Raw genomic sequence first — 11,577 nt, 5'->3', positions numbered from 1 at the left:
CCACGCCCCGCGGTCGAAAGGAAAGAGAAGCGCTGCCGGCAGTTCCTGACTCACCGCCTCCCTCACGGGTGGCGGCTCACAGTGGCGGGACCGTCCCGGATTCTCACCGGGTTCCTGGGTCGACGACGCTGGGCCCACCCTAGCCCGTGCCCGTCCCACCGTCGCGACGGAGGCCGCTCGATAGCGTGACCGGGTGCGCATCCTCGACCTCACCGACCTGACCGGACGTCCGGTTTCCGACTTCGGGAGCGAGGGGTTCTCGGTCGCCGGGCTCGCCCGGGGCACCGACACCCACGTCGTCGTCCTCGCGCTGGAGCCCGGCGGCATCATCGGCCGGCATCCCGCCGTGGGCCGCCAGCTGCTCCTCCTCGTGGCGGGCAACGCGCTCGTCAGCGGCGACGACGGGGTGCCCGTCGAGCTCGCCGCCGGACACGCGGCCGTCTGGGATCCGGGCGAGAGCCATGAGACCAGGAGCGCGACCGGGATGACCGCGCTCGTCGTCGAAGGTGACGTCACCCTGGCCTGAGACGGGCGTCTTGACCTCCTCGGGCTCGGGCCTACCATGTGCCGCGTGACCGCCCCGACGAGCCGAGAGCGCCGGGCAGGCGATGCCTGTCCCGGGGTCAGTCGACCCTTCGTCGCGGTCGACGGCTCCATCGTGCGGCTCCGTCCTGCTGCTCAGCCGGTGCGCCTCGAAGCGCTGTCCGGACTCATGGATATCGTTGCAGGACAGACAGATCCGGCGATCCAGCTGACGTCCCGCGGCGCGCTGCAGCTGAGAGGGCTGCCCGACCCGCTGACGCCGCGGATCCGCGACGCGATCCGGGCGACGGGCCTCGTCCCGTCCGCGACCCACGAGCTGGTCCGCAACGTCGTCGCCTCACCGCTCTCAGGTCTCGACGGCGCCGGGCACTGTGACCTGCGTCCCGTGACCCGAGCCCTCGACACCGCGCTCCGCGCCGACCCCGACCTCGCCCACCTCGGTGGCCGCTTCCTCTTCGTCCTCGACGACGGGCGTGGCGACGTCCTGGGCGAGTCGTTCGACCTCGGGGTGATCGCGACCGGACCCGGTCGCTGCGTCGTCCTGGCCGGAGGCACCAGTCGGGGCTGGGAGGTGCCGCTGGCCGCTGCCGTCCCACGACTCGTCGCGCTCGCCCACGAGTTCGTGGAGCGAACCGGCGGCGACGAATCCGTCTGGCACGTCAGCGAGCTCGCAGAGCCCCTCGGGCCCGAGCCGACGGCTCTGGTCGACCTGCCGCCGGCCCCGGAGCGCCCGCTGGGGGCAGTCGGGGAGCACGTCGTCGTGGCCGTGCCGCTCGGTCTGCTGCGGCCCGACCACCTCGCCGCGCTCGCGCGGGTCACGGATCGCGTGCTCGTCACCCCGTGGCGCTCCCTCGTCGTCGAGAACGCCGCCGCCGCACGTCCCGAGCTGGAGGGCGCCGGCCTCGCGACGCACACCGGCTCGCCGTGGACGCGACTGCACGCCTGCACGGGCCTCCCGGGCTGCGCGCGGTCCGCCCTCGACACCCGCGCCCTGGCCCGCGAGCTCGCCCCCGTCCTGCCCGGCGGGCACCTCCCTGTGCACGTCAGCGGGTGCGAGCGTCGCTGCGGCACGCCCGCGACGGCATACGTCGACGTGCTGGCCCCGACCTCAGTCGACGCGGCACTGCGACAGATCCGCGACAGCAGCCCACCACGGCACGACCAGGAGACCCCGTGAACGTCCGGACCGAGACCGTCACCCCACCGACGCGGCGCTACGACTACCTGACGGACGGCGCGGAGATCTACCGCCGCTCGTTCGCGACGATCCGCGCGGAGGCTCACCTCGACCACCTCCCCGAGGACGCCCGCGTCGTGGCCGTCCGCATGGTGCACGCGAGCGGCGACGTCGACCTCACGGAGCACATCGCCGTGCACCCCGGGGTCGTCACCGCCGCGCGAACCGCCCTTCGGGCCGGCGCGCCGATCCTCACGGATGCCCACATGATCGCCTCGGGCATCACCCGAGCCCGCCTGCCGCGCGACAACGAGGTCGTCTGCACGCTCCGCGACGAACGCGTGGCGGCACTCGCACAGGCCTGGGGCACCACGCGATCCGCCGCCGCGGTCTCACTCTGGGGAGATCGGGTCGAGGGTGCCGTCGTCGCCATCGGCAACGCGCCGACCGCGCTCTTCCACCTCCTCGAGACCATCGCGGACGGTGGTCCGCGACCAGCAGCCATCGTCGGCATCCCCGTGGGTTTCATCGGCTCGGCGGAGTCGAAGGTCGCCCTCGCCGAGAACCCCTTCGACATCCCGTGGCTCGTCGTGCACGGCCGCCGCGGGGGGTCCGCGCTCGCGGCGTCGGCCGTCAACGCGCTCGCCCAGGAGGAGGAGCTGTGAGCGGCTGGCTGCGCGGCGTCGGCGTCGGGCCCGGCGACCCCGAGCTCGTCACCGTCAAGGCCGCGCGACTGATCGGTGAGGCCGACGTCGTCGCCTTCCACAGCGGACCACGCGGCGACTCGATCGCCCGACGCATCGCGGCGTCGTACCTCCGCGAGGGAGTCGTCGAGGAGCTGCTCGTCTACCCCGTGACGACGGGCGCGACGGACCACCCGCTCGGCTACCACGGGCTCATGGCCGACTTCTACGACGAGTCCGCGGATCGCCTTGCAGCGCACCTTGACTCGGGCCGCAACGTCGTCGTGCTCGCGGAGGGCGACCCGCTCTTCTACGGCACCTACATGTACCTCCACGACCGCCTCGCAGACCGCTACGACACCGTGGTCGTCCCCGGCGTCACGTCGGTCAGCGGTTCGGCCGCGACCGTCGCGACGGGGCTGTGCAGGCACGAGGACGTGCTGACGATCCTCCCGGGCACGCTGCCGGTGCCGGAGCTCGCGCGCCGCCTCGCCGACACGCAGGCCGCTGTGGTCATGAAGCTCGGCCGCACCTTCGAGAACGTCCGCGAGGCCCTGCGCCAGGCCGGACGGCTCGACGAGGCGCGCTACGTCGAGCGGGCGAGCTCCGACTCCGAGCGGGTGCTTCCCGTGGCCGACGTCGACGCCTCGACCGTGCCGTACATGTCGATGGTCGTCGTCCCCGGTCGCGACCTCCGGGCCGACGCCGCCGGACGCGCGGCGGCCTCACGCACCGTCGATCCCGTTGTCCCGCAAGCTCACCCGGAGACGGGCCGCGGCGAGGTCGTCGTCATCGGCCTGGGTCCGGGGCCGGAGCGGTGGCTCACCCCGGAGGCGTCCGCGGCCCTCGCCGAGGTCGGTCACGTCGTCGGCTACGCCCCGTACGTCAACCGGGTGCCACAGCGCGAGGGACTGACCCGCCACGCGTCGGGCAACACCGTCGAGGTGGACCGCGCCCGTGACGCCCTCGAGCTGGCCCGCAAGGGCGAGCGCGTCGGCGTCGTCTCCGGTGGCGACGCCGGCGTCTTCGGCATGGCGTCGGCCGTGTTCGAGGCCGCCGAGACGCACGGCTACGCCGACGTCCGCGTACGCGTGCTGCCCGGTCTCACCGCCGCGCAGGCGGTCGCGGCCCGCGCCGGCGCACCTCTGGGTGGCGACTTCGCCGTCATGTCGCTCTCCGACCGGCTCAAGCCGTGGACGGTCATCGAGAGGCGTCTGCGCGCCGCTGCGTCGGCCGACCTCGTCGTGGCGCTCTACAACCCCGCGTCGCGCAGCCGCACCGAGCAGGTCGCCCGCGCCCGGGAAGTCTTCCTCGAGGAGCGCGACCCCGCGACCGTCGTCGTCGTCGGCCGCGACGTGGGGCGTGCCGAGGAGTCCTTGACGGTGACGACGCTTGCCGACCTCGACCCGACGACGATCGACATGAAGTGCCTCGTCATCGTGTGTGCCTCGGGTTCCCGCGTCACGGATGCCGGCCAGGTGTGGACACCCCGCTACGTCCACTGACGCGCGTGCCGGCGGTGCGACGTGCCCGAGGACGCGAGCAACACTCGACAGTCGTGCGTGTCCGTCCGCTGGTCGTGCACGGAGGGCGGTGGCGTTCTATGGTCCGGCCATGTCCTCCCAGTCGCCTTCCCAGTCGCCCTCCCCGACGAGCTCGGGGCTTCCGGCAGAGTCCCGCCGACTTCCCGTGATCGGTTTCATCGCGCTCGTCGTCCTCTACCTCGTCATCGTCCAAGGCCTCGGCCTCCTGCTGACTCGCGGCCTCGACACGAAGTACGCGGCGCCCACCAGCGTCAACGAGCTGTGGCGCAGCATCACCGTCCCGGTGGGGCTCTCGGTCGTCCTCGTGGCCGCGGTGATCTCGTGGCTGCGTTGGTGGCGACCGGTGGTTCACGACGACCGGCCCGTCCAGCGCTGGCTCGTCATCGTGCCCGTCCTCATGCTCGCCTCCGTCCTCATCGTGACGAACTACGCAGGGTTGGCCGACCGCGGCCTCGGCTTCGCCGTGCTGCTGCTGCTCTCGACGCTGTTCGTCGGCGCCGGTGAGGAGCTGATGTTCCGCGGACTGGGCGTCACCGTCTTCCGCTCCAACGGGTTCACCGAGGGCAAGGTCGCCCTGTGGTCGACCGTCATCTTCGGACTGGCACACGCCTCGAACCTGATCAGCGAGGGGCCCGGGGCGTTCGTCCAGGTGCTGGTCACCATCGCCGCCGGCTACTTCTTCTACCTGATCCGCCGGCGCTCTGGGGGAATCTGGCTGCCGATGCTCGTGCACGGCCTGTGGGACTTCTCGCTGGTCTCCGCCGGGGTCGTTCCGGGCAAGAGCTACCCGCTCGTCATCGTCGCGATCCTGACGATGATCGGCCTCGTCGTCCTGCTGCTCGTTCGCCGCCACCACATCGAGCCGGTAGATCGACCCGCCGCCGTCTGAGACGCGACCACCCACCGTAGGAGCACGATGTCCGCCGCACCGCCCCGCCGCGCCACACCTCGCATCGAACCCTCTCCCCGCGTCGGACTGATGATGTTCGCCGCCTATGCCATCGTGGTCGTCGGGCTGATGAGGATCTCGGGGATCGGCTACGAGCACTTGTTCGACTCCACCTCGAACACCCTGCGTGCGGCCGTGCTCCCGTTGGCCGTGGGTGCCGTGCTCGTCATCGCGTTCCTGCGATGGGCGCGGTGGGACGGGGTGTTCCACGAGCTCCAGGCGCTCTCGAAGGGGAAGCTGCTGGCCTCCCTGCCGGTCGTGATGATCGTCGTGATCGTCCTGACCCTCATGGGCGTCAGCTGGAGCCAGTTCGCCACCGGACAGGCGCTCGTGATCGCCCTGGCGGCAGCGCTGGTCGGCTTCACCGAGGAGACCGTGTTCCGGGGGATCGTGCTGCGCTCTCTCCGCACCGGCCGGCGGACCGAGGCCGCAGCCCTGGCCTGGACCGCGCTCGTCTTCGGCCTCTTCCACCTGACCAACCTGGCCCTCGGCGAGATGGGGGCACCCCTGCAGGTCGTCTTCGCCGGGCTTTCCGGTGTGTCGTTCTACCTGGCCCGCCGGCTCACCGGCACCCTGTTCGCCGCGATGGCCCTGCACGCGTCGTGGGACTTCTCCACGTTCCTCGCCGGGGTGCACCCCGGCGAGGGGGTCTTCGTCAGCACGGCAGCCTTCGGCCTGGTGGTGATCTACGCATGGGCCCGTCATCCTCATCGTCCTGGTCCGGCGCGACCGGCACACTCCGGCCAACCCCCGCGACGCGGATGCGGTCGGGACCCGCACTCGGGACTGACCGGTTGTCATGCGGCATCCTGTGGGCATGGAGCTGGAGTTCACCGGCGAGGTCTGGCAGTGGCGCGGCCCGGCGCCGTACTACTTCGTCACCGTCCCCGAGGACGAGTCCCTTGCACTCCATGACGTCGCCCACGTCAGCTACGGCTGGGGCATGATCCCCGTCACCGCACGCATCGGACGCACTCGGTGGGCGACGTCGCTCTGGCCCAAGGACGGCGGCTACGTCGTCCCGCTCAAGGTCGCCGTCCGTCGGGCCGAGGGCGTCGAGGACGGCGACATGGTCGACGTGGGGCTGGACGTCCGCGTCGACTCGTGACGCGGCATGCTGGATGTCATGGACGACGAGACCACCCTCGACGACGAGACCGGCCCGGGCATCGACGCGCCGGCGGACGACGCCTTCACCGACCACTTCACGAGCCCGATCTACGACGACGCGGGCGACGAGCTCGCGCCGTTCGGCACGGACGAGGGAGCAGACCTGCTCGCCGACTGGGCAGCCCGCACGGACGAGCTCGGCCCGACGACGACCGTCCGCGACCTGCTCGCCGACGGTCTCGACGACCCGGCTGACGTCGACGGCATGCTCGCCGAGCTCGACGACGAGGACGGGGTCGACGCCGCGACCGTCGTCGTGGGGGCTGGCTTCACGCTGCTGCGCCTGACCGGGCAGATCGACGACGAGGGCCGCACAGCCGTGCTGCGCGCCCTCGCCGCGCTGGAGGCCTTCCACGGCGAGCAGCCCCAGCTGAGCCGGATGCGCGACGACCTCGAGTCCTTCGTCTGACCGGCGGTCCGCAGGCCGGCCTCAGACCGCCGTCCACGTCAGCGACAGCCCGCTCGGCGCGAAGACCTGCGGGGCGAGCGACTCGGGGGTCGCCGCGATCCCCGGGCCGCCGAGCGCGACCCACCCGGTGATCGCGTCGACCGTCGCGTCGTCGAGCACGCCACGCACCCATGCGGGCCGTCCTCCCGAGCGTCGCCCGGCCACCGACGGTGTCACGACGACGACGTTCGACTCGTCGCACGCGAGGAGGCACGCGCTGCGCAGCACGCGGGCGCGACCCCGGGTGCCGACCTCGAGCCGGGCGAGGAGCCCGTCGTGGTCGACCCCGGGGTGCTTGCGCTCCGTGCCGCAACAGCAGTCACGGCAGACCCGGACGATGCACATGCGCGCGGATTCGGTGTCAGCAGAGGCGTGCTCGTATGCCGTCACGCCGCCACGGGCTCGAGGGCCCGCTTGGGTGCGACGACGCGTTCCATGAGCAGGCCGAAGACGAGGCCGAGGGTGAGCCACATCGTCGCGAGCTGGGCCAGGGACGCGAGCCGGAAGTCCCACAGCAGGGCCGCGGGGACGTCGGCCGGCACCGTGTCGGGCGAGCCCGGCACGAGCACCAGCACCAGCACGACGAGCGCCACGGTCGCGACGACGTCGACGGCCCAGCGCGTGGACGGCACCGTTCCCCGCGCCGCGAGGCGCCGGTCGAGCACCGGCACGAGCAGCGCGATCGCGACCCCGAGGAGCAGGACGACGGCATACAGCATCGTGCGCCGGCCCACGGTCTCCGGGTCACCCACCGCAGGCGGGTTCGACGGGATCTTCAGTGCCGGAAGGAGACTCACGGCCGCGAAGCCGATGGTCGCGAGCACCATCGAGCGACCGAAGTCGCCTCGTCCGGGCAGACGCTCACGCATCCGGGCGAAGACGACGGCGAAGATCACACCGACCGCGACCCCGACGAGGACCGCCGTGACGGCACCCCCGACGACCTGCGCCGACCGCGACACGAGCGGCTCGTCGCCGCCGTGGGCGGGCAGGCGGGTCGACGCCGACTGGCCTCCGTGCACGGAGCGCAGGTCCTCGACGGCGAGGGCGCGGCGGATGACGGGCTCGACGACGAGCCAGATGACGACGGCTGCCGCCAGGCCCGCGGACACGCCGGCCAGGACCCCGCGCCGCAGCACGGAGCCGAAGCTCAGCCCCACCTCAGTGGCAGGGGACGCCGAGAGCGTGACGCGCGTCGTGCGTCAGCTCGTGGAGCATCTGCGCAGCGGGCGCGCTGAGCAGCGCACCGTTCTCCTGCGAGACGAAGTAGAGCGCGAAGACGGCGAACGCGAGCAGGGCCCACGCCCAGACGGGGACGCGGACGCTGGTGGACGGGGAGACGGCAGACGCCGATGCAGCAGTGGTCATGGCAGATTGACCCTTTCGTTCCATGCCTCGTGGACAGATCGCGCCGCAGCCGGTCTCCTGGCTTCCAGATCGTCACGCCTCCCCAGCCTTCCCAGCGACCCGGCGTCAACCTGCGGTCACCAGTGGCGAATGGTGGGGACTTGCTCCCTGGTCACAGTGGCGAGGACCACGTCGGAATCACACCGACTTCCCGTGCACTGCGGCACTCGCATCCTGACACAGCCCGTCCGGACATGCCACGGGGACCCTAGGGGCCCGGCGTGTTTCGCGTGGCCCGGTTGATCCGCGTGCCGTAGAGGTGCGACTCCACGAAGTCGTCGGTGTCGCGTGCCGCGAGCGCACGGCCGACGAGGATGACGGCGGCCTGGCGCAGGCCGGCGGCCTCGACCTGGTCGGCGATGTCGGCCAGCGTGCCGCGCAGCACGAGCTGGTCGGGCTGCTCCGCGTTGGCGACGACGACCACGGGGCAGTCGGGGCCGTAGTCGCCGACGAGAGACGCCATGAGCTCGCGCGTGCGCCGGATCGCGAGGTGCAGCACGAGCGTGGCCCGCGACCGCGCGAAGTGCGCGAGCGACTCGCTCTCGGGCATCTGCGTCGAGTCGCGGTGCGCCCGGGTCAGCACCACGGACTGCGCGACCTCGGGCACCGTCAGCTCGCGGCCGATGAGGGCGGCCGCCGCCGCATACGCCGGCACGCCCGGTGTCACGTCCCACGGCACTCCGGCGCGGTCGAGGCGCCGGGTCTGCTCGGCGATGGCGGAGTAGAGCGACGGGTCGCCCGAGCAGAGCCGGGCCACGTCGTGCCCAGCCCCGTGCGCGCGGACGCAGTGCTCCGTGATCACGTCGAGGTCGAGGTGCTGGGTGTCCACGAGCTCGGCACCCTCGGGGCAGTGCGCGAGCACGTCGGCGCCGATGTAGGTGCCGGCATAGAGGCACACCCGTGACTCACCGACGAGCCGCACCGCCCGGAGCGTGAGCAGGTCGGCGGCGCCCGGGCCGGCACCGATGAAGTGAATGGTCATGAGTCGGTCTCCGAGTCTCCTTGTGACACAGCCTTCTCCACCGACCACTGCACGATCGACCGGGCCGGCTTCCAGCCGTGGAGCGATCCGATGGTGTCGAGGTCCTCGACGGCGATCCGGGTCATCGACCCACCGAGCCGGCCACGCATCTCGTGCACCAGCACCTCGGTCTCGACCGTGACACCGTGCACGACGAGCCGTCCACCGGGCACGAGCGCCGCCCAGCACGCGTCGAGCAGCGGGCCCGTGGCCCCGCCCCCGACGAAGACCGCGTCGGGCCGCGGCAGCACCCCGACGGCCTCGAGCGACGCCGCCTCGACCACCCGAAGCCCGGGCACCCCGAGGGCACGCGCGTTGCGCCGCACCCGTGCGGCCCGCCCCGGGTCGCGCTCGACGGCGTGCACCTCGTTGCGCGGGTGCGCCCGGGCGAACTCGATCCCGACGGAGCCGGCACCCGCCCCGAGGTCCCACAGGACGTCGCCGGGCTGGGGCGCCAGGTGCGCCAGGGCCGCGGCCCGGACGACACGCTTGGTCAGCTGCCCGTCGTGCTCGTATGCCGTCTCGCTGAGTCCCGGCACGAGCGACCTGGCGCTCCGCGTCGGGTGCGGGTCGCACTCGACGCACACGAGGTGCAACCGAGGGGTGGGACGCCCGTCCCACGATGCGGCAACGCCCTCGGTGCGGGACTCGGCCGGCGAGCCGAGGTCACCGAGCACCGTGAGGCGGCTCGCGGCATACCCCTCCTCGACGAGCAGGGACGCGACGCGGGCCGGGGCGTCGTCCCCCGAGGTCAGCACGACGAGCCGTGCCCGCGGCGCGAGGTCACGGCGCAGTCGGTCGACGTCTCGTCCGACGAGCGTCACGACGTCGGAATCCTCTGCGGCCCAGCGCATCCGGGCGCGGGCCAGGGCGACCGACGAGACCCCTGGGTGGATCCGCACCGCGTCGGCCCCGAGCTCGCGCACGAGAGTCGAGCCGATGCCCGAGACGAGGGGGTCCCCGCTCGCGAGCACGACGACCCGACACGTGCCGGCCTCGTCGAGCACCTGTCGCAGGGCAGGGAGCAGGGGCGACGGCCAGGGCACGAGGCGACGGCCGGGACGCTCGTCGAGCATGGCGAGATGTCGCGCGCCGCCGACGACGACCTCGGCCGCATCGACGAACCGACGGCCGTCGGGGCCGAGGGACTCCAGCCCGGACGCACCCACGCCGACCACCTCGATCACAGCGGTGACCCTAGCGCGACGGATCGGGTGCCATTCGTTGTGACCGTTCCGGCCCGATACGCCCCATGTCGGCCCCATGATGTCCTATCGCACGTCGTCGGGGGACGGCAGGCAACCAAGATGCGACACAGGGGAGGAACACGAGGATGACTCACATCCACCCGGGGTCGGGGCGGCTCCCGCTGCCCCGACTGACCACGGTGACCACCCGCGGTGGGAGCGTGTCGTTCGACGTGCCCGCCGACTGGGACACGATCGAGCCGTCGCCGGACGGGGACGTGGTCGCCGCCGTCGAGCCCGACGAGTCGGACCGTTTCCGCACCAACGTCGTCCTCACGTTCGCCGACGTGGAGGGTTCGCTCGCCGAGTGGCAGCGCACGACGCAGCGCCGGGAGGCCGAGGAGCTCGACGGCTACGTCCTGCTCGACCACGACGAGGTCACCATCGGCGGCCACCTCGGGCTGCGCCGGCTCTCGACCCACTCGACCCCGGCCCACGAGTCCGTGACGACCGAGACGTGGACCACCCTCGTCGACGGCGTCGGCGTCACCCTGACCGCCCGCGTCGGCACCCTGCGCCTGGCCCAGCTGGCTCCCGTCATCGACGCCGTCGCGGCGAGCCTCGTCATGCGCGCCGACGGACTGGTGCCCGCATGAGCGTGACCTTCGACGCAAGCACCTCCCGCCTTCGGCTCGACGCCGACGCCTTCATCACGCTCGTCGAGTACGCCACCGACCCCGAGGGAGCGTGTGAGGACGTCGTCGCGCGCCTCAGGGAGGCCGGAGCGGTCGCCGACGGGGCACCGCACCCCGTCCTGCGCAACGCCCTCGCAGCGGTCACCAGCTCCCTCGGCTCGCTCCAGGTGCTCGTCACCGGTCCCGACGGGGTCCGCCTCCACCAGGCCTGGGTCGCGTTCGTCAGCGCGATGCTCACCGACCTCGCCGACGGCACCTACGACTTCGCGGCCGTGAGCACGGAGTTCGTGCCCACGACCATCGGCCGGCTGACGGGGCTGCAGGCCCGACCCCGGCTCGACCCGGCCTCGGCCGTCGTCGACGAGTCGCTGCTCGACGACCTCGCCTCCAACTCCGAGGCCGCCCGCGCCGCAGGCAGCGAGGCCCTCGCCGACCTGCTCGCGCCCTGGCCCCCGGCCGCGGCGGCGGTGCGCGCCGGACTGTGGCAGCTGTCGGTGGTCGACATCGCCTTTCCGGCGCGCGACCGCACCATCGTGCGCCGGCTCGCGTGGGTCGACGTGGACGCCGGACTGCTCCGGGTCGAGGCCGACGAGCACGGCCCGACCCTGGTGCCGACGACGTCGACCGCCGTGTGGCGGGCCATCGTCTCGATCCTGCCGACCGACGCCGAGACCGGCCCGGCGGCGCAGTCGGCCTGAGCCGCCCTGCGCCGGACCCCGCGACGTGGCAGACTGCCCGTGGCGACTGGGAGAG

General features: G+C 72.7%; 15 protein-coding genes and 2 riboswitches. Of the genes, 10 read left to right on the top strand and 5 right to left on the bottom strand.

Annotation, left to right across the window (positions count from 1 at the left end):
- Positions 1 to 19 precede the first annotated feature (19 nt).
- Positions 20 to 148, bottom strand: a riboswitch (cobalamin riboswitch).
- 45 nt (positions 149 to 193) lie between these two features.
- The 8 genes from ASG96_RS05320 to ASG96_RS05285 all read left to right on the top strand — a co-directional run bounded on the left by ASG96_RS05320 (position 194) and on the right by ASG96_RS05285 (position 6,475).
- Entirely contained in the window at positions 194 to 526 is a 333-nt protein-coding gene (locus ASG96_RS05320) for a hypothetical protein (protein ID WP_057587135.1), read from the top strand.
- A gap of 45 nt (positions 527 to 571) precedes the next feature.
- Positions 572 to 1,720: a precorrin-3B synthase gene (locus ASG96_RS05315; RefSeq protein WP_235509074.1), complete on the top strand. Its 1,149-nt coding sequence runs from the start codon at positions 572 to 574 to the stop codon at positions 1,718 to 1,720.
- Positions 1,717 to 2,385, top strand: coding sequence for a precorrin-8X methylmutase (locus ASG96_RS05310; RefSeq protein ID WP_057587133.1), 669 nt, complete (start codon positions 1,717 to 1,719; stop codon positions 2,383 to 2,385). The genes ASG96_RS05315 and ASG96_RS05310 overlap by 4 nt, the downstream gene beginning before the upstream one ends.
- Entirely contained in the window at positions 2,382 to 3,908 is a 1,527-nt protein-coding gene (locus ASG96_RS05305; RefSeq protein WP_057587131.1) for a precorrin-2 C(20)-methyltransferase, read from the top strand. The genes ASG96_RS05310 and ASG96_RS05305 overlap by 4 nt, the downstream gene beginning before the upstream one ends.
- Before the next feature lie 184 nt (positions 3,909 to 4,092).
- Positions 4,093 to 4,836: a CPBP family intramembrane glutamic endopeptidase gene (locus ASG96_RS05300; protein ID WP_057587129.1), complete on the top strand. Its 744-nt coding sequence runs from the start codon at positions 4,093 to 4,095 to the stop codon at positions 4,834 to 4,836.
- Positions 4,837 to 4,863: 27 nt separating this feature from the next.
- Positions 4,864 to 5,811 (top strand): CPBP family intramembrane glutamic endopeptidase, encoded by a 948-nt coding sequence (locus tag ASG96_RS05295; RefSeq protein ID WP_082591644.1) that lies wholly within the window; start codon positions 4,864 to 4,866, stop codon positions 5,809 to 5,811.
- Positions 5,714 to 6,004, top strand: a complete 291-nt coding sequence (locus ASG96_RS05290; protein ID WP_056755380.1) for a DUF1905 domain-containing protein — start codon at positions 5,714 to 5,716, stop codon at positions 6,002 to 6,004. Before ASG96_RS05295 ends, ASG96_RS05290 begins: the two co-directional genes overlap by 98 nt.
- Before the next feature lie 18 nt (positions 6,005 to 6,022).
- On the top strand, positions 6,023 to 6,475 hold the full coding sequence (locus tag ASG96_RS05285; RefSeq protein WP_057587126.1) for a hypothetical protein: 453 nt from the start codon (positions 6,023 to 6,025) through the stop codon (positions 6,473 to 6,475).
- 21 nt (positions 6,476 to 6,496) lie between these two features.
- On the opposite strand, the gene ASG96_RS05280 is transcribed toward ASG96_RS05285, so the two are convergent.
- From ASG96_RS05280 to ASG96_RS05260, 5 genes are all read right to left on the bottom strand, one after another.
- Positions 6,497 to 6,904: a hypothetical protein gene (locus tag ASG96_RS05280; protein ID WP_235509073.1), complete on the bottom strand. Its 408-nt coding sequence runs from the start codon at positions 6,902 to 6,904 to the stop codon at positions 6,497 to 6,499.
- Positions 6,901 to 7,674: a CbtA family protein gene (locus ASG96_RS05275; RefSeq protein ID WP_057587119.1), complete on the bottom strand. Its 774-nt coding sequence runs from the start codon at positions 7,672 to 7,674 to the stop codon at positions 6,901 to 6,903. Before ASG96_RS05275 ends, ASG96_RS05280 begins: the two co-directional genes overlap by 4 nt.
- 1 nt (position 7,675) lies before the next feature.
- Positions 7,676 to 7,882, bottom strand: a complete 207-nt coding sequence (locus tag ASG96_RS05270; RefSeq protein ID WP_020143588.1) for a CbtB-domain containing protein — start codon at positions 7,880 to 7,882, stop codon at positions 7,676 to 7,678.
- 29 nt (positions 7,883 to 7,911) lie between these two features.
- Positions 7,912 to 8,099: riboswitch (cobalamin riboswitch) on the bottom strand.
- 30 nt (positions 8,100 to 8,129) lie between these two features.
- Positions 8,130 to 8,903: a cobalt-precorrin-4/precorrin-4 C(11)-methyltransferase gene (locus ASG96_RS05265; protein WP_057587118.1), complete on the bottom strand. Its 774-nt coding sequence runs from the start codon at positions 8,901 to 8,903 to the stop codon at positions 8,130 to 8,132.
- Positions 8,900 to 10,129: a bifunctional cobalt-precorrin-7 (C(5))-methyltransferase/cobalt-precorrin-6B (C(15))-methyltransferase gene (locus ASG96_RS05260; protein ID WP_057587115.1), complete on the bottom strand. Its 1,230-nt coding sequence runs from the start codon at positions 10,127 to 10,129 to the stop codon at positions 8,900 to 8,902. Before ASG96_RS05260 ends, ASG96_RS05265 begins: the two co-directional genes overlap by 4 nt.
- 146 nt (positions 10,130 to 10,275) lie before the next feature.
- On the opposite strand from ASG96_RS05260, the gene ASG96_RS05255 reads away from it, so the two are divergent.
- Positions 10,276 to 10,785 (top strand): hypothetical protein, encoded by a 510-nt coding sequence (locus ASG96_RS05255; RefSeq protein ID WP_057587113.1) that lies wholly within the window; start codon positions 10,276 to 10,278, stop codon positions 10,783 to 10,785.
- The gene (locus ASG96_RS05250) at positions 10,782 to 11,522 is read left to right on the top strand and encodes a hypothetical protein (RefSeq protein WP_056755360.1); all 741 of its coding nucleotides are present in this window, start codon (positions 10,782 to 10,784) and stop codon (positions 11,520 to 11,522) included. The genes ASG96_RS05255 and ASG96_RS05250 overlap by 4 nt, the downstream gene beginning before the upstream one ends.
- Positions 11,523 to 11,577 lie beyond the last annotated feature (55 nt).

The sequence above is a fragment of the Terrabacter sp. Soil810 genome (genome assembly GCF_001429645.1).
Lineage (GTDB): Bacteria > Actinomycetota > Actinomycetes > Actinomycetales > Dermatophilaceae > Terrabacter.
This window is presented reverse-complemented; position numbering and strand designations above follow the sequence as displayed.